At 51.3% G+C, this 21,870-nt stretch carries 12 protein-coding genes and 1 pseudogene; 3 read left to right on the forward strand and 10 right to left on the reverse strand.

Annotated features, from left to right (window positions below; all coding sequences use genetic code 11):
• Window positions 1–272: 272 nt before the first annotated feature.
• Window positions 273–3,794, reverse strand: a complete 3,522-nt coding sequence (locus AAGF34_RS10040) for an EAL domain-containing protein (protein ID WP_342620470.1) — start codon at window positions 3,792–3,794, stop codon at window positions 273–275.
• Window positions 3,795–3,871: 77 nt separating this feature from the next.
• Window positions 3,872–4,912 (reverse strand): GGDEF domain-containing protein, encoded by a 1,041-nt coding sequence (locus tag AAGF34_RS10045; protein WP_342620471.1) that lies wholly within the window; start codon window positions 4,910–4,912, stop codon window positions 3,872–3,874.
• Window positions 4,913–5,609: 697 nt separating this feature from the next.
• On the opposite strand from AAGF34_RS10045, the gene AAGF34_RS10050 reads away from it, so the two are divergent.
• The 3 genes from AAGF34_RS10050 to AAGF34_RS10060 all read left to right on the forward strand — a co-directional run bounded on the left by AAGF34_RS10050 (window position 5,610) and on the right by AAGF34_RS10060 (window position 7,942).
• Window positions 5,610–6,017: a transposase gene (locus AAGF34_RS10050; protein ID WP_342616765.1), complete on the forward strand. Its 408-nt coding sequence runs from the start codon at window positions 5,610–5,612 to the stop codon at window positions 6,015–6,017.
• Complete coding sequence (tnpB, locus tag AAGF34_RS10055; RefSeq protein WP_342616766.1) at window positions 6,014–6,346, forward strand: IS66 family insertion sequence element accessory protein TnpB; 333 nt, start codon at window positions 6,014–6,016, stop codon at window positions 6,344–6,346. The genes AAGF34_RS10050 and tnpB overlap by 4 nt, the downstream gene beginning before the upstream one ends.
• An 81-nt stretch (window positions 6,347–6,427) precedes the next feature.
• Window positions 6,428–7,942, forward strand: a complete 1,515-nt coding sequence (locus AAGF34_RS10060; RefSeq protein WP_342621033.1) for an IS66 family transposase — start codon at window positions 6,428–6,430, stop codon at window positions 7,940–7,942.
• A gap of 589 nt (window positions 7,943–8,531) precedes the next feature.
• Here the strand turns inward: AAGF34_RS10060 and AAGF34_RS10065 are convergent.
• The 8 genes and pseudogenes from AAGF34_RS10065 to AAGF34_RS10100 form a co-directional block, all read right to left on the reverse strand.
• A pseudogene (locus AAGF34_RS10065) lies at window positions 8,532–9,259 on the reverse strand (IS6 family transposase); the annotation flags it as partial.
• 150 nt (window positions 9,260–9,409) lie between these two features.
• The gene (locus AAGF34_RS10070; RefSeq protein ID WP_342620472.1) at window positions 9,410–10,138 is read right to left on the reverse strand and encodes a transporter substrate-binding domain-containing protein; all 729 of its coding nucleotides are present in this window, start codon (window positions 10,136–10,138) and stop codon (window positions 9,410–9,412) included.
• Between the two features lie 580 nt (window positions 10,139–10,718).
• Window positions 10,719–12,725, reverse strand: coding sequence for an EAL domain-containing protein (locus AAGF34_RS10075; RefSeq protein ID WP_342620473.1), 2,007 nt, complete (start codon window positions 12,723–12,725; stop codon window positions 10,719–10,721).
• Between the two features lie 57 nt (window positions 12,726–12,782).
• Entirely contained in the window at window positions 12,783–13,748 is a 966-nt protein-coding gene (locus AAGF34_RS10080) for a substrate-binding domain-containing protein (RefSeq protein ID WP_342620474.1), read from the reverse strand.
• A 458-nt stretch (window positions 13,749–14,206) separates the two neighbouring features.
• On the reverse strand, window positions 14,207–17,056 hold the full coding sequence (locus AAGF34_RS10085) for an EAL domain-containing protein (protein ID WP_342620475.1): 2,850 nt from the start codon (window positions 17,054–17,056) through the stop codon (window positions 14,207–14,209).
• Window positions 17,057–17,642: 586 nt separating this feature from the next.
• Window positions 17,643–18,506, reverse strand: a complete 864-nt coding sequence (locus tag AAGF34_RS10090) for an HDOD domain-containing protein (protein ID WP_342620476.1) — start codon at window positions 18,504–18,506, stop codon at window positions 17,643–17,645.
• 127 nt (window positions 18,507–18,633) lie between these two features.
• Window positions 18,634–20,406, reverse strand: coding sequence for an ATP-binding protein (locus AAGF34_RS10095; protein ID WP_342620477.1), 1,773 nt, complete (start codon window positions 20,404–20,406; stop codon window positions 18,634–18,636).
• The gene (locus AAGF34_RS10100; RefSeq protein WP_342621072.1) at window positions 20,366–21,376 is read right to left on the reverse strand and encodes a substrate-binding domain-containing protein; all 1,011 of its coding nucleotides are present in this window, start codon (window positions 21,374–21,376) and stop codon (window positions 20,366–20,368) included. The genes AAGF34_RS10095 and AAGF34_RS10100 overlap by 41 nt, the downstream gene beginning before the upstream one ends.
• Window positions 21,377–21,870 lie beyond the last annotated feature (494 nt).

A 21,870-nucleotide genomic window follows, 5' to 3' on the forward strand; every position in this document is an offset into this window, starting at 1 on the left:
CAGTGTGGAAGCATGCGTTAATCAACAACGTCCAACGAAGAGCAATCCGTCCACCTTGTCACTCAATAGTCAGGTTGATCACCCGGGGATCGTCGTAGATGAAGCAACCTGAGCAGTTCGAATCCCGATCGTGAGGGTAAATTCACATCGACTACCTGAAAACCCATTCGACAGTGAACTGGTCTGATCAAAGAGTCGTCAAAATTTGGTCGATTTCATCATTTGGCGCTAGTTACAGGTATTAATACATCTACTCTCATATGGGGTAATGTTCAAGGTGCCCTAACAAGGCTCTCGAACGCTTCAACGGGAAGTGGACGACCAAAGAGGTAACCTTGGTACGCATAGCAGCCTAACGTTCTAAGAAAGTCACATTGCGCTTGATTCTCTACTCCCTCGGCAATGACTTCCATACCCAGAATCTGGGCCAGTGCCACGATCGTCTTTGCGATGGCCGCGTCATTTGAGTCGTCAAGTATGTCATTGACAAACGAACGGTCAATCTTCAATTGATCTAAAGGTAGTAGCTTGAGATAGGATAGAGATGAATAGCCGGTGCCGAAGTCGTCCAGAGAAAAGCTGACACCCGCGGTCTTCAGTGCCACCATTTTTTCAATGATCTCATTGACGTTGTCGACAAGCAGGCTTTCTGTGAGCTCCAGTTTGAGTCGGGAGGCGTTGGCACCAGTAGCTTCAATGACAGCCAGCACCTGATTGACGAAGTCAGATTGTAGAAATTGCTGCACGCTGACATTGACTGCAAGTGTCAGGTGACGCATGTCCGGCTGCGTTGCCCAGGTCGCCAATTGCGTGCAGGCCGTTTTCAGCACCCAATGTCCCAATGGGATGATCAGACCACACTCCTCTGCAACGGAAATGAAATTCGCTGGTGAGACCATTCCACGAGTGGGATGCTGCCAACGGACCAGCGCTTCGCATCCTGTAATCTCCCCATTTCGCTCGACCTGGACTTGGTAGTGAAGAATAAATTGCTTCGTTTCCACTGCTGAACGCAAGTCATCTTCAAAGGCCGACCTTTCTAGCACTGCGGTCTGCATCGATGGGTCAAAAAACCGGATCGCATTTCTGCCCGAGTTCTTGGACTTGTACATGGCCAGATCGGCCTGCTTTAAGAGTTCCTCAATGGAGGTTTCATGACCGCTGAAAAGCGTGACACCAAGGCTTGCTGTGCTGCGGTAAGTCGTGTCAGAAAGCGGATATGTTTGGCACAAAGCATTGAGTATTTTTGAGGCAACCATTTCGGCTTGACTCGCGGCCTCTTCAATGCTGCCTTTTAGATTGCCGAGCACAACGACAAATTCGTCACCACCCAGGCGAGCCACCGTATCGCCTTCGCGAACATTGGAGGTAAGCCTTGAAGCCACCTGTTGGAGCAGCGAATCCCCCTTGTCATGCCCGAGCGTGTCGTTCAGTGTTTTGAAGTTGTCCAGGTCTATGAACAAGACAGCACCATAGGAACCATTGCGATGTCCATTGGTCATGGATTGTGCAAGACGATCTAGCAGCAAGGTTCTATTGGGTAGGTGCGTGAGGGGATCAAAAAATGCCAGTTCGGCAATTCTTTTTTCTGTCTGCTTGCGCTCGCTGATATCGTATTGGGTACCGATGTAATGAGTAACCGTTCCGTCAACTGCCTTGACTTCTGAAATAGTTAACAGCTTTGGGTAGATTTCTCCGTTCTTGCGCCTGTCCCAGACCTCCCCCTGCCAGCCACCGGTACTTTTAATACTCTCCCACATGGCGTGATAGAAGTCGGAATCATGTCGTCCTGACTTGAGAATTGAGGGTTTTTTGCCAACTATTTCTTCTGGGGCATAACCTGTGATTTTGGTAAACGCGCGATTTACACGCAAAATAACTTGGTTGGCGTCGGTGACCATCATCCCTTCTTGGGACTCAAAGGAAGCGGCGGCAATGCGCAGTTGCGCCTCCGCATGTTTGCGCTCGGTGATATCAATGTAGGTGCTGACAAAGCCACCCCCAGGCAGCGGAACCCCACTCACTTCCAGCACCGTACCGTTAGGGCGTACTCTTTCAAAACGATGCGCCAAAAATTTTCGAGCAAGATTGATTCGTGAAGAAATTTGCTCTTGCGGATCTCCCGGCCCATACTCACCACGTTGAACGTTGTAGCGAACAAAATCTTCCATTCCCACATTTGGAATTTCAAACAGTGATGCGGGGAACTCCATCATCCTGGCGAATAATTCGTTATGTGCTAGCAGAGTCAGATCACCATTCACCGCCGATATTCCGCCGGGGAAATTGTTGATGATGCTGGTGAGTAGATCGTTTTTTCTCTTCAGGTTTTCCTCAATGTTCCTTTTGTCGGTGATGTCACGCACAGTTCCAATCATTCGCAAGGGCTTGCCGTCGTGGCCACGCTGAACCACCACACCTCTATTCAAAATCCATTTCCAACTACCATCCTTGCACCGAAGACGCTGCTCGCTGACGTACAGGGGTGTTTCTCCAGCCAAATGCGCCTGTTTACTGGCCTCCTCATGTTCTCGGTCGTCCAGATGAATGCGCGTCTTGAATTCATCGAGTTGATTGCCAATATCTCCATCCGCATATCCAAGCAAACTTTTCCAGCGCGGGCTGAAGTAGACAACATCTGAGGGAATGTACCAGTCCCAAAGGCCGTCGCCAGAACCCTCTACGGCGAATTTCCACCGTTGCTCGCTGTCTTTCAACGCTTCTCCAGAGGCCTGTGCCTGAGCTAAGGCCAGCGACCTGCCACGGGCCAGCAGCGTGACTAATATTCCCAACAGGACGGAAATAAGTGTACCTGCCAGACCTAGCAGCAGTGGTGTACGACGTTCAGCATCTGATAAGAAGTGTCTTTCTGGCTGAAACTGAAGCTGCCACTTGCGACCATGCACATTAATCATCCGGCTGATGGCTGTGCCCGAATCCGAGCCACTTAGCAGGTTCGAAAATATGAGGGAACCCGTATTGGCATCTGAACTCGAATTGGAGAGCAGAGATCCCATGTCGGTGACGGCAACGCGCAGTCCTTCGAAATGCCCTTCACTCTGCAGTTGCTGGAACAGATCAAATACCCTGACCGTGATGGAGACTGACCCCAGAAAATCTTCTTCTTTTGGCTCCTGGCCGCCGTTGCCTTTGCCCACGAAGACCGGTACCCGAATGACAAATCCACTTCGACTTGTTGTCTCCTGGATCAAATCAAATGGCGCGCTGGCTACGGGCTGCCCGGTGCGTCTTGAAAACTGCATGGATGCAAGGTTGGCAGGTTGGGCGCTAATATCCAGACCCTGCACATTTTGATTGCCATTTGCAGGCCATAGATAGTCTGCGACATAATATTCGCTGCGGTCGCCTGGCGGATGGATCGCAAAGTTTGGGTAACCCCGTGGATTGAGCGTGGTGTCAGCGCGCACCTTAGCTTCAAAACGCCGTTTATCCTTTGCCGCTACATACCGTGTAAACGCAATATTTTTGATACCGGGATAGCGGCTGTTTACATCGAGATGTGTTACAGCTTCGTTGAAGGAGCGTCGATCCACTAGAGGATCAACGACGAATAGTCCGCGCAAGCCAAGTGCGATTTCGACATATCCTGCAATTCGGCTTGCCAAAGTCTCGTTCAGAGAATTCGCAGCCTGTGTGAAGCGTGCACTTTCCACCATGTCGATGGAGTCAGACTGCTTACGTACCATGAGTGCGCTTGCCGCAATGCCACATAGCGCGACCACCAGGCCCAATTGCCAGGAATGCAGAATAGGCCGAGGTGAATCTGTTGCCATTTGAAAATTAGCGATTGAATCTTTGAGTGCTTGACAGATTTATTGATTTGGATATTCCGTCGATCACACTGCGAGCCCTAGAACAACTCCACATCACCAACATTGGTAGTTGGTTCGACCAATCCACCATTCGATACCAGGGAACCATAACTGCATACTTGGTTGCGTCCATGCTCTTTTGCGTAGTAAACAGCCTTGTCTGCCCGTTCGATGGCTGCGCTAGGAGAATCACCAGCCCTGACTTCCGAAAAGCCAATGCTCAAAGTGATGGAACCTACCTGGGGAAACACATGGTTTTGTGTAGTAATTCTCAGTCGATCCAGCAAGGCAGAGGCCTCCGCTTCACTGTGGCAGCGCACAAGCGCCACAAACTCCTCTCCACCGAACCGATAGATCTGATCATTGAAGCGAAAATGAGCACGCATCAGGCGCGCCAGCAGTAACAGCACCTCGTCTCCGATGAGGTGTCCAAAGTTGTCGTTTACGCGCTTGAAATGATCGATGTCAATCATCGCCAGCCAATAAGTTGCGTACGCCTCAGTGTCCCGTCGTTCTTGCTGGCGGTGGCTATTGTCTTCTGCGCTGCCATTTTTCTGCTCCAGGGTGGCGCGCAGGAAGGCTCCATCAAACGTCTTACGATTCAGCAGATCGGTTAATGAATCGCGTTCACCATAGTCAAGAAGTGCAGAGAAGTTGCGATACAGCCTGAGAATGCCACTTACCAGATCGCGCCTTTGCGCCGACAGTGGCGCATCCAAGCGTATCTCAAGTACTCCAGTATTTCCTGGCGTTCCTCCAAGTGGAAACACCACAATATGCTGGCCGTCGTCGGACTCCTGAATTTGCCCCGATATTGCCAACTGTCGCATGGGAAATTTAGCTAGCAGAGGAAGTTGGTCAAAAGGCATCCATGCCGCGTCGCTAAATACACCTGACGTCCCGGCTTGTATTTGGGCCGAAATTCGCCAACGCTCATTGCCCTGATCACCGACAGCACGACAGATACTTGCGCAGAGTGGAAGCAACAAATCACTGATGGTGTTGGCCAGGGCAACATCCAGCGCATCCCGATCTCTCAGGGCGGTCAGATCGGCAAGGTTATCAACGAGGTCGTACATTCACGCCAACTATTCTGCAGTTGATCTGTGGCATCGGCGTGCAGCAACGCTGTCAGTGTCACCTTGAAGGAGAACCGGGGCTGTTTTCTTGTGCATCTTGTTTTCCAACGGATTATCTTTTCCCGTGAAGCGGAAAAATTTTATGTTCTAAAGCTTCTTGGATTCTGACATATGTCAAAGATGATTTGAAGTTTCACAAATGTGGACTTCATGCAATGGATGCTTGGCAACGAACAGACAGAAGTAGAACTGCAGCTCCAATATGCAGTCGCGACTCGACAATCACAAGGCTCTGGATCAACTCAGAGTTTGCAAGCATTGGGGTCGACACGATGTAAGGAAATCCCTACCTCGTCGGGCTCGTCTTAGAAATAAATGCGAAAAGTTGGCTGGTGCATCACAGAGTTCGGGATTCCGGCCGGCAAGGTGTGTAACCCCTTATCATGATGGAATGTTTCGACGGTTTGTTGGCCAGCTATACCATCGGCACGTGCGCAGACTCATCAAATGTTGAACACAGTGTTGGACGCTGTCACTGAGGCAGTTGACACTCGAGAAAATCGGACTGGCACCTCCAAGAAACGTTGAAAACGTCTTTCCTTCGTAGAGGCACGGTGCAACGTAAGCGTCCGGCCATCCCATATTGAATCGACCTTGGTGATCAGGCATCGTCCCCACGAAGGAGATCGTGGAGACTATGGATCAAGTGTCGACAGTGCAGCGCCTCAAGCGGCGCGAGTACAGCGTGGAATTCAAGGCATCGGTGTTGGAGCAGTGTCGCCAGCCAGGCGCATCCCTGGCGGGCATTGCGCTGGGCCATGGCATCAACCCGAACATGGTGCACCGCTGGATACGCGAGGAGCGCCAACGCAGGGTGCTGACCGAGCTGCAACAGACGGCAGCAACCTTCGTGCCGCTGCAGCTTTCAGGGGCAGGCAATGCGGATGCCATAGCGATGAAGCACCTACCAGAGGCACCGCAGCCTGCTCACACCGGTGAGACCATCCACATTGAAATCCAGCGCGGCGGTGCCACCGTGAGCGTGCGCTGGCCACTTACGGGCGCTGCGCAATGTGCACAAGTGCTGCGTGAGTTGCTGCGTTGATCCGCATCGACTCAGTCTGGCTGGCGACTGCACCGCTGGACATGCGCGCTGGAACCGATACAGCGCTGGCCCGCGTGATCGCTGTCTTCGGTGCCGCACAGCCTCACCATGCCTATGTGTTCGCCAACAAGCGCGCCACCCGGCTCAAGATCCTGGTGCATGACGGCATTGGCATCTGGCTGGCTGCACGCCGGCTACACCAGGGCAAGTTCATATGGGCATCTGACTGCGACACCCACTGCAGTCTGGACCGAGTCCAGCTCGATGCCTTGGTGCTGGGCCTACCCTGGAAACGCGTGGGACAGGCCGGCGCCATTACCGTGGTGTGATCGCGGGCGGCATAGGCCCTACCTGCCAATTGGGGCATGCGCCAATGGCCTGCACACAGCGACTCTGGCACAGTCGTGGTCATGGTGGTGGAGCCGCAATCCCTGGAGAACCTGAACGCCGAGCAGTTGCGCGCGATGACAGCCCGACTGCTCACGGAACTGCGCCACAGCCAGGCCCTCAACGAAAAACTCACCTACGAGAACGCGCTGCTCAAGCGCATGAAATTCGCCGCCCAGTCTGAACGCTTCAGCGCCGATCAGCGCAGCCTGCTCGAAGACGAGATCGATGCGGACCTGGCAGCCGTGGCCGCAGAGATTGAGCAGCTAAGCCTGCCGGTATCTCCTGCGCAGGACAAGCGGCAGGCCAAACGCCAACCGTTGCCGGTCAACCTGCCACGCCGGGAGATTCGCCATGAACCCGACTCCACCACGTGTCAATGTGGCTGCCAGCTCAAGCGCATTGGCGAGGACGTAGCGGAGAAGCTGGACTATGTGCCCGGCGTCTTTACCGTGGAGCGTCATGTGCGCGGCAAGTGGGCATGTGCCAAGTGCGAGACCATCACCCAGGCGCCGATCGAAGCGCACGTTATCGACAAGGGTATCCCCACCGCCGGACTGCTGGCCAAGGTGCTGGTGGCCAAGTACGCGGACCATCTGCCGCTGTACCGCCAAGAGAGCATCTTCGGTCGGGCCGGTTTGGCCATCCCGCGCTCCACTCTGGCGCAATGGGTGGGAACTTGTGGCGTGCGCCTGCAGCCCCTGGTCGATGCACTGAAGGCTGAGATGCTGCAACATCGTGTACTGCATGCTGATGAAACGCCAGTGTCGATGCTCAAGCCAGGCGATGGCAAGACGCATCGCGCCTACCTATGGGCTTATGCGCCCGGAGCCTTCGAGGACATGAGGGCCGTGGTGTATGACTTCTGCGAGTCCAGGGCTGGCGAGCATGCACGCAAGTTCCTGGAGGACTGGCGCGGAAGTCTCACCTGCGATGATTTCAGCGGCTACAAAGCACTGATCGCCAGCGGTGTGACGGAGGTGGGGTGTCTGGCCCATGCGCGGCGCAAGTTCTTCGATCTGCACGCCGCCAGCAAGAGCTATATCGCCGAGTTTGCGCTGGCACAGTTTGCACTGGTCTACGAGATCGAGCGCGAGGTCAAGGAATTGGATGCAATGGAACGCCAGCGCATCCGCCAACAAAAGGCCAAGCCCGTGCTCGATGCCTTGCATGAATGGATGGGCTTGCAGCGCCAGAAGGTGCACGCCAGTTCAGCCACCGCCAAAGCATTGGACTACAGCTTGCGGCGATGGGAGGCGCTCACCCGGTTCGTCGATGACGGACGGCTTCCCGCGGATAACAACTGGATCGAGAACCAAATCCGCCCCATTGCCATTGGCCGCAACAACTGGTTGTTTGCCGGGAGTCTGCGCGCAGGCCAACGGGCTGCGGCAGTCATGAGCCTGATCCAGTCAGCACGCATGAATGGGCATGATCCCTATGCGTACCTGAAAGATGTGCTCACCCGGCTGCCTACACAACGGGCCAGCCAGATCGGCGAGCTATTGCCGCATCGCTGGCAATCCACTACCACCTGACGGACTACCGCGGCAGCTCTCAGCGGTCAACATGGGTTGGCCGCGCGCTTACGGTGCAACGTCTATGGAGCGATCCTCACATTCAAACTAGATTCGGACTCATCGTTGCAAAACCAGTCAAACGGAGTTCTTTGGTGGATCGCCCCTGCTTAGTCAGAGTAATGGGCGAAGCAATCGGTACCAATTCGAGACCGATGCAAGGCGACTTGCGGGCTCATGTCCTTCACACTTCCTGATGGCTTGGCGGCTGGTGGTTGAAGGGGCATAAAACTCAGGTCTCCGTCGGCACTTCAGCGAAGGCGGTGGCGACATCTTTGACCTTTGCAACGCGCCCCGCAGCTAGAGTTTGCAACGGCGTTTCCCTACTCAATGACGCCTTGCGAGTCAGGAAAAACTGCAGCTTTGAGCCTTCTGGTAGGTTACCGAGTACTTTGGTGACGGTTTCCAAATGATTGCGATCGTAGCGTGGGTCGTTATGGAACGCCAGAAAGTAACGTTCTGATTTGTACGTAAGATAGAAGACACGATTGCTTGGCTTTGTCGCAATAACGTTGAGTGAATGAATTTCTGCGTATGGTGGCAAAAACTCAGAGTCAAGGCTGTAGAACTGAGTTGCTGCGGACATGGGCTTTCCATTAGGGCAGCGCAACTGCCCCTTCTTCACCATATACATGGTCTCGATTCCAGCAATCAGTTTTTGCGCGCTCCAGAATGATTTGAAACCCAGCATCGGGTTGGTGATTCGTTTGACTCCCCGGTGATCTTGCTCGACGAGATTGTTGAGATATTTTGACTGGCCCAGTTCAACATCAACGCAGGCATCGGCATTGACGCTGCGAATGGCAGCGGTGTTGGCCTCGCTTTTGTCTATGGTAATATTTTCAGGCAGGCCATGCAGATTGATGGCGCGCTCCAGGTAGCGCCGCGCAGCTGCCAAATCTCGCTTGGCGGTGAGCAAGAAGTCTACCGTGTCGCCGCTCTTCTTGACTGCGCGGTACAGGTACTTCCACTGACCGGCTACTTTTATGTAGGTCTCATCCATCCTCCAACTGGTACCGACTGGGCGCTTGCGGCGACGAAAGATAAGCGCAATGACTGGCAAAATCTTCAAAGCCCAGCGGTGCACGGTGGAGTGGTCCACGAAGACGCCACGCTCCTGCATCATTTCATCCAAATGGCGAAAGCTCAAGAGGTAGGCTGCATACCAACGGGCGCATACCAACGGGCGCATACCAGCATCACTTCGAGAGGATGGTGCAGTCGCTTGAGTACCCTGCGCAGTTCGAGGATCATCGCGGTTTCGGTCATGTCTTGCATCCCGGCATTCTCACGTACCGGCGCTTACCCCGACAGAACCTCCCTGAGCTATCTTTGGGAGAGGCCCACAAATCGTTCATTTATATGAGTAAGTTCGATGAATATCAAAATGACTTGCTGGCATTTATTGGAGATATTCGCCTCATCCTACTAGTTCCTTATGAAGCTATTTAGTCTAGCAATCGTTTCATCCTCGACAGACATGCTGCACATGACGTATCTCATTTCCCCAGCTGGCATTCCTTTGAAATGAATGATGTTGAAATCACTTTCCTTGAATCCCTCCTGCCTTGCGTAATACATCACTTCTTCGTAGGGTAGAAAGGTCAACTTTGAGCGGTCGAGTTGAATCATTTTGATGAGCTGACCATATTCAGCACTAGTTGGCATGCGAATGGCCTTCATCGTCACAAATTTCTGCTCCAAATAGGGCCCGTAGACAATGGCATTCTTTATGAGCACAGTCGTATTGGCATCCGCCAAAATGGCGTCCAAACTGACTCCTTTGGGTGGGTGGAAGCTTGCATTCGCGAAGCCCACCATTGCTGAGTCTTGCGATATGGGCTTGGTAAATTTTCCGTAGCTTTCACGCTCTTGTGTTTTGTACAGGCCGATGGAACAAACACGGTCTTTGTTTTCCCGTATTTCCAGCAAGCGGCGCGCAGGTGAGGCCTCTATAAGTTCATATGCAATACCTGCTTTCACAAAGGCCTGAATAGCAGGCGTGGCAGTGATTCCAATCACCTCCCCTTGCAGTGACCGACTCATGAACGGAGGTCGCTCAGCGTACAGTAAATGGATTGGTACAGATTGTGCCAATGCACAACCGACATTTGCGACGAACAGACCAGCGAAACGGATAACCTGTATGAGTGACATGCAGCGGTATGTTGGATGAGTTGACTTGGAATTTTATATTGATGGAATCTCGGCCTTGGTGCAAATAGCAAATAACGGCAAGATTCAAGGATTTTTCACAGTATCAGATTTTGGTGGATTTTCGCTCGGCATTCCCGATTTCAAATGCGTGCTTCATTCGTGGTCGCCGGACTAGTAAACTGGCCCATGCTCTACCATTTTCCCCAACTGACGTCAAAAGGCGACAGTGCCACGACCAATCTTCATCGCAACAAGAGCTGCAAAACAGCCATCAACGTATAGCCAGCGTAAAGTGGTTGCCATTCTCCCAATGAGGTGAGCAGTCGAAAACCCCTTGTAATAGGAAAAGCGAAAGTCATTTTCCGGCCTACCTCATTGCGCCGCACGGGCTATCAACCAAATGAAAAGCATGCCGTACAAGGGTCAGTGCGCCCGACCGATTGCTCCTTCAGCGTCTGTTCACGCCCTGCGTATGTCCTTCTGAATACTGTTAGATAGAACGTTACTTGAGCGAACGTGTACTGCCATTAGGCGATTCGATTCACCTCAGCGTTGGGTCAGTCATTCAAACGGGAAATGCCTACAAGTTGCTGGTGACCGCATTGTCGACGAGTACCATGTGCTCAAATTCGGTATCTGGCATTGGTCTGCCGAACAAATAACCCTGGTAGGCATTGCAGCCGTGACGCGCAAGATACTCGCGCTGTGCTTCGTGCTCCACTCCTTCAGCAATGACGGCCAATCCTAGACTCTCCGCCAATGCGATCACCATTTTGGTAATGACGGCGTCGTTGGTGTCAACGAGTACATCACGAACAAAGCTCTGATCAATTTTGAGCTGCTCCAGCGGAAATCGCCGTAGGTACGACAGCGAAGAGTAGCCTGTACCGAAGTCGTCCAATGAAAAGCCAATTCCCTTTTCTTTGAGAAGCTGCATCTTCTCAATAATGTCTTCCGTGTTGTCTATCAATTGACTTTCCGTCAATTCGAGCTTCAACCGCCGCGGATTGGCACCACTGCGTGTCACAGTCGAAAGCACAACATCGACGAAGTCAGGTTGATGAAGTTGGCAGGCGCTGATGTTGACGGAGATGCTCAGCTGCGACAGCAATTCGTGTCGGGACCAAATCGCTAGCTTGGTACACGCTTGCTCAAGGATCCATTGACCCAGTGGCAAAATTAGTCCTGTCTTCTCTGCAATGGGTATAAATTCGTTGGGAGACACTAAACCGCGGTCGGAGTGCATCCAACGAACCAAACACTCTGCACCCATGATATGTCCAGTTTGCATCACCTGTGGCTGATACAGCAATAGGAACTCTTCACCTCGAATTGCATCTCGAAGAGATGCTTCTAAGTTGGCACTTTGTAACAGTGTGGTGTGCATTTGTTCATCAAAGAAACACACACAATTTCGTCCAGCAGCCTTGGCCTGATACATGGCAAGATCGGCCTCTTTGAGGTATACATCGATATCCATTCGGGCGCCGCAATGCAACGTCACTCCGATGCTGGTGCTGATAACATGCATTTGGCTGGCCAGCAGACTGGGTTTGGAAATGGTTTTGCATATTTTTTCGGCGATTTGCCGAGTCAGCTGAGCTGCGGCGTCTGGCTCGCTACCGACTCTTTGCAAGATGACCACAAACTCATCACCTCCCAGACGCGCCACGGTATCGTCAGCGCGAACGCTCTCAATCAGGCTAATTCCAACCTGGATCAAAAGTTCATCACCAACAGAGTGGCCTAACGTGTCGTTGAGTGTCTTGAAGTTGTCCAGATCCAAGAACAGCAATGCAAAGTACTGTCCGGATCGCTCACTCGCCACGGCGGCCATCTTCAGTCGTTCGCGCAACAGGCGGCGGTTAGGTAATTGCGTCAACGGATCATAAAACGCCAGATTGTGGATGGTTTCATCGGCCTCTTTGCGCTTTGCGATGTCGTCTACCATGACCATGCGCATGTTGTCCATTTGCCGGGCTAAAGTGCCCAGCTCATCGGGGCGCGACCAAGCCAATGGTTTGTAAAAGTTGCCTTGCGCCAACTGATCCGAAAATTGTGTTAGTCCAGCGACAGGCTTGAGCACCCGAGCTCTAAGGACATAGAGCAACAACGCCATAGAACTTGCAATTTGAAGGGCCAGAATCATAGAATAGAACTGCACTTCGTGACGGAATTCACTTTGCCTATTGCCGGAGTCGATTTCCACCTCCACTTTGCCGGCAAAGTTCGCGCGACTTGCTGCCCCGCTTATGTGATTCAGGTTTTGAACTTTTGCATAAGATCGCCCCATGCGCCGCGAATCATCCTTTACCTCGGTAAGTATCTTGTCGTGCGTGTCAAATACGGACACCCGCACAACCTGAGAGTCCGCCATGGATGCTCGCAGTAGCAGCGAGATTGTTTCCATGTTGAAATTCCATACTGGCTCAGCCAAGCTGGCCGAAAGCACAAGAGACTTTTCTTGCAGGATATCAACCATTTCTTGCTCGACTTTGGACTGGCGAAACCAGAGCAGAGTCACAACGGCGATCACCGTGGGCAGCACAATGCCAATGATGACGGTCAACACCAACGTGACCGTCAAGCGGCCCCTTATCCACTGGGATAGAAATATCATGACAAATTACGGATACTGGCTGAGCTACTGCGGTCTATCCCGGGCGAGCAGTTCTTGGATCGCTGGTTGGGCCACATTTTCCGATGTAACCATGGTTGCGGGTATGTAGGTTACCGTGGGAGATCTGTGGGAGGCTGAAACCGGTGATTCAAGCGCAGCCTTGACGGCGAGGTAGCCCATCTGGCGCGGATTCTGCAGTACCAGACCGTCCACTTCGCGGAGGCGAATAGCATCCAGCAGAAGTGGTGTCGCGTCAAACCCAATAAAACGGATCTTCCCTGCCAAGTTCAGGTCACGCAGAGCACGCAGGCTTGCTTGCGCAGTTGTCTCGTTGGGTGCAAAGACCGCATCGATATGCTGAATGCGCCTCAGTGTCTCCTTCGTTATGGAGTAGATGTCGCCAACAGCGTCACCCGCATAAAAGTCTGCTGCAATCTGGATTTGCGGGGCGTGGGCTTTTAGATGCTTGGTAAATCCGGTTACGCGCTTCTCAACAGTGACACTTCCCTTGTAAGTGCGTACCACCACCAGTTTACCTTTACCGCCAAGCAGCTTTTCCATCTGTTCGGCCGCCAAAGCACCTGCGGCAACGTTGTCTGTGCCGAAAAAGCTGGAATGATTCTCTCCGCCAAGTTCAGAGTCCACTACCACCACCCGGATTCCTTTTTCGGTGGCCATTTTGACCGGAGCTTCTAGCTTGTACCGGTCTATAGGGGCCAGAACGATGGCGTCAGCGCCGTCCCGGGTATATGTTTCCAAAATCCTGATTTGGGCATCGACATCACCGCTATGGGCCGGGCCACGCCAAGTAAGCGTGCCGCTACCCGACTCGTTCATCGCACGACTGGCCCCTTCATGCATGAGCTCCCAAAACTGATGGTCACTGGATTTGGGAATGAACACAACATTTTGAGCAGTAGTCGCTCCACTCGCACTGCCAAACATGCAAGCCAGTGATGCACAAAAAGTTGCCAAGACTTTCCAACGCATAGTAGTCCTTTATTTATGATCCAAGCGGATGTCATTTTCGCATCAATGTGTTTGAGTTGCTACATTTGAGGCTTCCAAAGAATTTGCACGCGTTCTTCAAGTGTTCTGTCCCGCTGGTATGCGATAGAAGTCAATACAGATACTGAAGAATGGGATCTGCGATAGCAGTCTTCCAGAATGGTTGGAGCCCCGGTAGAGGTGACCCATGATCTCCAGCGCTTGGGGCATATCTTCGACCTCTTGTCTTATGCGTTTCTGCTGCAGACCCGAAACACGCCCCTTCGATCAGCACTGGCTTGCGGATGTCGTCGTCATTGCTCATGACAATTCCACTTTTGGTCGTAGCAAAGATTTCGACGAATTTAACTCGCATTGACCGTTTAACAGATTTGTTGATCGTCTTCGTCACGATTTTGACTTCATGATTAGACTTCAGGTCTTCGATCTAAGATGTCGTACTAGATTTCTGCCCAGGCACGCTGCTCACTCCAATCCTGGAGCCAAGTAAGAAATTGACTCCCAGGCATCGGTTTAGCAATGCCATATCCTTGGGCCAAATGGCAACCTAATCGAGTTAGAGCGTGCCCGTGTTCGATTGTTTCTACCCCTTCTGCAATCACCTTTCGGTTGAATGCTCTGGCCAAACTGATGACACCTTCCACGATACCAAAATCTTCTGCATCCACCAACATATCGCGAACAAAACTTTGATCTATTTTGATGGTGTCCACCGGAAGTTTGCGCAAATAGGTAAGAGATGAATAGCCTGTACCAAAGTCATCCAGTGCCAACTTCACTCCGATTTGATGGCACTGTTTGAGCACTTCAATAGTTTGATCCATATTGCTAATGCCTACGCTTTCCAAAACTTCTAACTCCAGGCAATCAGCGGCCAGTTCTGGATGAAGATCTAACGTAGATCGAAGATGCTTCAAGAAATCTGGATGAAGCAAGTGCTGAGCTCCGACATTGATGCTTACTTGAATTTCATGTCCCAGTCGTTTCCATTGCGACGCCTGTTCCAGTGCGGAGCACATGACCCAGTGACCCAACGGGTGGTCAAGGGTACTACCTTCGACATGGTGCAAGAACGCTGCAGGAGGAAGAATTCCCTCTTGAGGATGATCCCATCGAATAAGTGCTTCTACGCCCAACACTTTGCCATTGGTCAGATCAACTTTGGGTTGGTAGTAAAGGCAAAATTCATGTGCGCTCAGCGCGCAATGCATTCGCTCCACAAATTGCTGATGCGCTTGTGCCTTCAAATCACTCTCTGGGTCAAAGAGTTGAAAGCAGTTGCGTCCCGCTGCCTTCGCTTGATACATGGCTTGGTCGGCATGGCGTAGCAGTGCATCTGCGTCTGCATGATCCAGCGGATACAGACTGACTCCAATGCTGCAGGAAATGAGAATGTCATTCCCGTCTATCGCAATCGGTGTTTTGATGGCATTTAGTATGCGATTTAAAACGAGGACACACTCTTCTGGAGTACCAATGTCATCAAGAAGCATGACGAATTCATCGCCCCCCAGTCTAGCCAATGTGTCTTCGGTTCTCAAAATATGCTTGAGGCTATTGGATACAGCAATTAGAACTTGGTCACCCACCCCATGACCAAATCGGTCATTGATATCTTTGAATCCATCAAGGTCCATGTAGCACACTGCAAGGCTTGATTGGCGTCGATTTACTCTAAATATCGCTTGCTCCATGCGGTCAGCCAACAAGCGCCTGTTGGGAGTTCCAGTAAGTGGGTCATAGTGTGCCACACGATCAAGCTCCAATTCATGGGACTTGATTTGACTGATATCGGAGAATGCTCCTATGTAGTACTGAACTGCTCCTAGTGCATCACGTACAACTGAAATGGCCAATAGCTCCGCGTAGACTTCACCGTTCTTCCGTCTATTCCAAATCTCTCCCCGCCAATTGCCTTTGGTATGGATGGACTCCCACATCGCTTTGTAAAAATCTGGTCCCTGCAGACCGGATGAAAGAAGTTTGGGTGAATTTCCTATGATTTCTTCCTCGGCATACCCGGTGACACGCGTAAATGCTGGGTTGACTCTCACTACCTTAACCTGGCTATCCACTACCATGATGCCTTCGAAGCTATTGGTAAAAACTACAGATGCTTCCGTCAGTGCCAGTTCTGATATTTTGCGGTCAGATATGTCGGTAATGGTACCAATCATTCGCAATGGTTTACCTTCAGCACTTCTGTCGATAACGCGTCCATTGCCCAGTATCCAGCAGACTTGGCCATCTTTTCTTACCAGTCGGTAGTCAAATATGCTCACTTCAGATTCGCCACGAAGATGCGATGACATGCTTTGCATAACTGATGCGAGGTCATCAGGATGGATCGTGCTCTTGAAAAAGTCTAAATTGGGAACGACTTCATCGGCCCCGTAGCCGGTCAGTTCATAGTACTTGGGTGACAGATAGGCAACTTCACTCCGAAGATCCCAATCCCACAAGCCAACATTGGTGGCTTCCATGGCACGTTGCAAACGATACTCACTGTTTGCCAACGCAAGCTGTGCATTTTTGCGCTCCGTAATAACGTCAAATACAACTGCAAAGTGGTCTGTTTGCACTTTGAACACTGAAATGGAAAACCACTGATTTAACGCAGAGATAAGCACCTCAGTACGTTCAGCCACCCCGGTTTTCACGACACGTTCATACAATTCGAAAATCGCTTTGTCTTTGCTTCGTATTCCTGGTATGACTTCGCTGACCTTGCGATCTCGGACATTCTTCAGCCCTGTCTGCTCTTCAAAGGCTTTGTTAACCTTCAAGTAGATGAAATCACTGGCCATACCATCTTCGTACAACATGCGGCAGTAGGCCATGCCGTTGAGCATGTTTTGAAACAACGCCTGATAGGTTGACTCTGTCTCAGCCAACGTGGAACTCAATTGACTTGTCTCACTTATATCGGCCAGAAATCCAATGAGATGGGCGATACCCTCCAAATCGAATAAATCTACGGAGGCAATGGCTTGACCGACGCGCCCCGACTTGTGTCTATATTCATGAAAAAAATTACGGGCGCTTCCTGTTCTTTGTAACTGAGTTAAAACAGCCGAGCGGCTTTCGCGATTGCGCCAAAGCTGCAACTCTTCACTGGTGTGTCCGATGACTTCTTCATGGTTGTAGCCATGCATCACGAGAAATGCTTCATTTACGGCGACATATGCCGAATCGGACATGCGTGATACCCCTATAGCAACAGGGCAAGCATCGATGAACGCTTTCAGGCTTATGAGATTCAGCGGCTGAGTTACCGAAAGAAGGTTCATCTCGATTGGGCTTCAAAATGCGCGATATGCGACATTCTTACATCATAATTAAATTGGGATAAGAAGGTAGGTATGTTTTTTCATACATTGATGGGTAATCAAAACTCGCAAGTGACAACAGAAACCGGGCGATATGGGAATTAGAAGTTCCTGATTGATCTGACTCAAAATCGATGTCGCGGCCAAAATCCCAAGTTGCAGTCAATGTTGGGAGTCTGAAGCGTACACGCAACGGTTACACTTTGCCTTGTATCGGTCGGCACCCGTCTTTGTGCCCGAAGCGATGGTAATCGAATACTTTTAAAGTGGGTGCCTAGGTAATATTGGAGCGACTTTGGCGGATTTCTTCTCCTAGATCCTTTATTGCTTGCTTATTCAAATGCTTATTTGAATAAGCGTGAATAAATATTGTGAGCGAAAACGAGCGTTCTGATTTACACTCCTCGGAATTGCACACATTTTCAAAAACATGTGCAAGTTGTGATGCCACTTGCCTCGTGACACTTTTACACCATGCCGATGGTGTCGCTCAAGTTCAAGTGCAACTCCCATTTTTCGGCTAAAGACCTTAGTAAGCACTAATTATTCAGTAAGCGGATCCATTCAGCGCGGCGACAAGGGGCATGTCGGCATGTAGCGACTTCAGGGTACCCAATGCGGCTTGCAAAGCATCCAATCCGCCGCCCAATCTTGAAGCTAACTTACTTGGTAGTTCTTCAATATAGGCGTTGCCGGAGAACCCTATGTGCAATCGCTTGGCTATCTGATTTCCTGCAAAAACACAGGCAATGGAATCTGTATCCAATACTTCTGGGCCATACTGATGCCGGATGGTTTCCACTAGACTTTCCGAAAACCTCCACTTTTCAACCAACATGGCACCGACTTCGGAATGGTCCACACCGATGACTTGCCGCAAGGTCAGATGCAAAGACTCCCCTTGTTCCTGACTCATATCTACCGCCATTCGAAACTCTTGTGGACTATAGAGAGCCAAGACAATTTTCCCAAAGTCGTGCAAGAGGCCTGCAATAAAACAATCAACTGGATCCACCTCTGGGCAACGATCGGCCAATTGCTTTGCTATACCTGCAGTGGTCAAAGAGTGCAGCAGATATTGCTGCACGTCGAAGTCCGCTAGATTCTTGCGTGGCAGAACGCCCACTGCCGCAATGGCAAGTGCCAGATTCTTCACCGTGTTGAAACCCAAGTAGACAACCGCATGGTGAAGTGACGTAATCTTGGTGGGAATGCTGTAATAAGAAGAGTTCACTACGCGCAATATCTTGACGGTAATCACAGGATCTTTATCAATTACATGCACCAACTCTTTTGGTGAGCAATTGATGTCCTGTGAGAGAGTGAGGACTTTTCGAACGCTCTGGGGAAATGCAGGCATTTCTTCAACGGCTTGGGCTAGCTTGTGGGCCAAAATGGGCGAAATGTCCATTGACAACTCCTTCAAACTTATGGTTTTGCGAACACTGGAAAGCAAACTGCAAACCCAAAAAAGAGTAAAATTTTTTCGTCAGAAGGTGCGTCAAAGTCTTGAACAATCAGTTCAATCTTTTCTTGGCCTAACTCTCCGATGTGTGATGCATATGCATTGGCAAAGTAACTCGAAAAACTGTGCCAATGCCAATTTGGCTACGTACGGAGATCTGGCCACCATGCTTCTGAACTATGCCATAGGACAGAGATAGCCCCAAGCCGGTGCCCTGACCAATTGCTTTAGTCGTAAAGAATGGTTCGAAAATGCGTCCAATGTTCTCAGCCTGAATTCCAACGCCGGTATCCTGAACTTCCACCCAAACGCTTTCTTGGTCAGCGCCTGTTCGCAATGTAATGGTACCTTGGCTCGGGATGGCTTGGATAGCATTGACTATCAGATTGAGAAAAACCTGGTTGAGTTCTGCTGGCAGACATTCAATCTCTGGAATATTGGCATATTCTTTCAACACTTCAACTTTGTCATTTAGCTCACTGCGTACCATATTGATGGTGGTGTCCAGTCCATGCTCCAGATTGGCCATCTGTAGGCCTGAGCTGTCAACATGAGAGAAATCTTTCAGGTCTTGCACAATGCGTTTGACGCGTTGCATACCGTCCATAGATTCATTGAGAAGGTTCGCAACATCCTCTCGCAAGAAGAGGATATCTATTGTTTTCTTTAACGCCAGGATCTTTGCACGGGTTTCCTCTGCCAATTCGCCTTCCTTGGATTCATAGCAAGACAAGATGTCGAGTAGATCGGCAACATAACCTTTAAAAGTTCCCAGGTTGGAAATGACAAAACCGATTGGGTTGTTTATCTCGTGGGCGACGCCAGCTGCTAGCTGCCCGATGGCGGCCATCTTCTCCGATTGGAGTAGCTGGCTCTGCGTCTGCTCCAGCTTCTTGATAACGTCAGCCAGCCGTGCACGCTCTTGTTCTAGGGTTAAGTTTGTGGTGTACAACTTTTGGCGATCATTCATGAATAGTTCAACGGCGCGCGCCATTTGGCCTATTTCGTCACCACCGGTAACTGGCACTTGCGCCTGTGCCGTCTGACCATCATCCAGTCGCAGATAGTGGCTGACTTGTAACAGTCGACCTACCACGTGCTGACCTAAGAAAAGGTGGGAGATAAGCCATGAAAGAATCAGACTGCAGACAAGCAATACCAAGACCCAGCGCAGTCGAACTTGTGCGGATTCGGTCAAATGGGTAACCGCATTGCGGTAGTCCTGGGTCAGTCGCAATGACAATGCCTGTGCCGAGTCGGCCATTGAACTGGATTGCCGCTGAAGCTCACCTTTGAAGTATTGCAAATTGACTTCCTGCGCGTTGCGATCTTGCGTTCGCGGTAGCGTGTCTGAAGCTCCGGCCAGCAATGTCGTGTCTTGCAGGCTAGCAACAATGTTGGCGGTATTGCGAAAGAGTTGTGCAGACTGATGTAGCGCCAAAATTGAAACATCGTCGCTGCCGGTTACCAACTGCTGCACAAGTCCATCCAGCAAATCCAATTGTTGCCCAATCCCCGCGTAGCGCTCACGTAGCTCCTCTTGCGACGTGGCACTCAGCATCTGGCCGGAGGTTCGTTCAATCAGCAAAGCACGTTCAACCACGTTTTGCGCCTGCTGCATACGCGACAAGCGGTCGCCGGCCAATTGCTGGGTACTCTCGATCGTATCTCGCAGTGTATAGATGGCAGTCAGCCCGGCGGCAACAAAAAGCAGCGTCAGAGACGACAAGGCCAATATGAACTGACTGCGCAACGAATGCGGCAGGGCGGAACGTTGCAGGCGAAAGCTGAACATCAAGGCCGTTTTATGGCTTCCAAATCTGCCGGTAGATATCGCGATATCCATTGTCCGGGTCATACTGGAAACGTGCACCGCCATCAACATTGATATTGTTGGAATTGACCAGATGCACAGGGATCACGTAGCCGCTTGCCGCCTGATGCTGCATCAGACGATTCAATTCATCAACCAACTGCCACCCGTGCAAGTTCAGAGGTTCAGCGACGGTGACAGTTTGGAACGCCTTGGCTCGGATGCGCATGAAGGCGGCAGAGCTTCCGTCACCAGCAGAGAGCAGGCTGATGGAGTCATTGGGCAATCCAGCCTTGATCAGCTCGGGCACCACATAATCGAAATAGATGTCATTGATCGCCAGAGCGTGGGTCCAGCGTTTGCCAAATTGGCTGAGCAGGTTGCGGGTAACCGCAGGCATTTGTTCGGCGCTCTTGGATATTGCGACGTCCTGGATTCCGAGCAAAGTACATTGCTCGCAGGCACGGATTACGTCGGCCATTGCGTTGGCCTTGGCCATTGCGATTTCGAAGTTCGAATCCGTAAAGATCACAACGCCAGCGTGGTCTTTCGTTGAAATAACTGCGGCCATGGCACTGATGCGGGCAACTTCCAACGGATCGGTGGAAACGTTCATGGCAATGGGACTATTGACCACGGGACCGGCTTTGGCACTGACGTGCCAACCTACGATGGGTATTCCCAGTGAGGAAAACGGCCGCACCAGCGGGCCCATGACCTTTGCATCGGTGCCTACCAGAATAAGACCGTCCGGCTTTGAGGCCAGGGCTTCTGCGGCTGCTTTTGCTCTGCCAGAGGGACTTCCAGCGGAGTCAAAAACCTTGACGTTCCATTTAAGCGATCTGACAGCTTCCTGAACGCCTTGTGCAACTCCGAGGATTCCGCCATTGCGAAGATCGTCGCAGATGATCGCTAGATTTTTCTGGGTGGCACCGGTTGGTCCTGTGCGCGGACCGTTCCAGGAAGGGGTTGGCGTGCTGGCGGTAGCGACGCTTTGACGCATTGCAGCAACCGAAGGCACTACAGCCGCGGGCGACTCTGACTTAGGCGTCTGGGCAATAGCGGACACGGGGCAGAGACAGGCAAGTAATGAACAAAGGCCAATATAGGGAAACCCGCGTAAGACTCGACGCAGAAACGAGTGCCTAAGCGACACGCCGGTGTTGGCACTAGGATTGTTCATGCTTGGAATGTTGAACGCCTTCAATGTCGCTGTCAATGCAGGTATCTACACCCCTGTCGCAACACTAGCGCGGCTTTGTTGAGCTGAGGCAGACGCAGGATAGGACTCGACACGTGCTGTAGGCCTATCCATTGCGGTACCTGGTTTTTACATGCGAGCAAGCAACTGTGAATGGGCTGTCGCAACCTCGAATAGATTTACCCGCCTCAGGAAACGCAATTGTGCCTCCAGCTGTTGAACTGACACACGAAGGGAGAAGCTATCGAAGAATGAATTTTGCAAATTGTTCATTTGGTGATTCGGTTCTCACCTTC

The organism is Rhodoferax sp. GW822-FHT02A01 (assembly GCF_038784515.1).
Classification (GTDB): Bacteria; Pseudomonadota; Gammaproteobacteria; order Burkholderiales; family Burkholderiaceae_C; genus Allorhodoferax.

What these genes read in the sequence shown, in the direction of transcription:
- AAGF34_RS10090 (WP_342620476.1), bottom strand. Translation starts at nt 18,506, where the DNA reads ATGGACATTTCGCCCATTTTGGCCCACAAGCTAGCCCAAGCCGTTGAA.
- AAGF34_RS10040 (WP_342620470.1), bottom strand. Translation starts at nt 3,794, where the DNA reads ATGGCAACAGATTCACCTCGGCCTATTCTGCATTCCTGGCAATTGGGC.
- AAGF34_RS10060 (WP_342621033.1), top strand. Translation starts at nt 6,428, where the DNA reads ATGGTGGTGGAGCCGCAATCCCTGGAGAACCTGAACGCCGAGCAGTTG.
- AAGF34_RS10080 (WP_342620474.1), bottom strand. Translation starts at nt 13,748, where the DNA reads ATGCGTTGGAAAGTCTTGGCAACTTTTTGTGCATCACTGGCTTGCATG.
- AAGF34_RS10070 (WP_342620472.1), bottom strand. Translation starts at nt 10,138, where the DNA reads ATGTCACTCATACAGGTTATCCGTTTCGCTGGTCTGTTCGTCGCAAAT.
- AAGF34_RS10085 (WP_342620475.1), bottom strand. Translation starts at nt 17,056, where the DNA reads ATGAACCTTCTTTCGGTAACTCAGCCGCTGAATCTCATAAGCCTGAAA.
- AAGF34_RS10045 (WP_342620471.1), bottom strand. Translation starts at nt 4,912, where the DNA reads ATGTACGACCTCGTTGATAACCTTGCCGATCTGACCGCCCTGAGAGAT.
- AAGF34_RS10100 (WP_342621072.1), bottom strand. Translation starts at nt 21,376, where the DNA reads ATGCGTCAAAGCGTCGCTACCGCCAGCACGCCAACCCCTTCCTGGAAC.
- AAGF34_RS10050 (WP_342616765.1), top strand. Translation starts at nt 5,610, where the DNA reads ATGGATCAAGTGTCGACAGTGCAGCGCCTCAAGCGGCGCGAGTACAGC.
- AAGF34_RS10095 (WP_342620477.1), bottom strand. Translation starts at nt 20,406, where the DNA reads ATGGATATCGCGATATCTACCGGCAGATTTGGAAGCCATAAAACGGCC.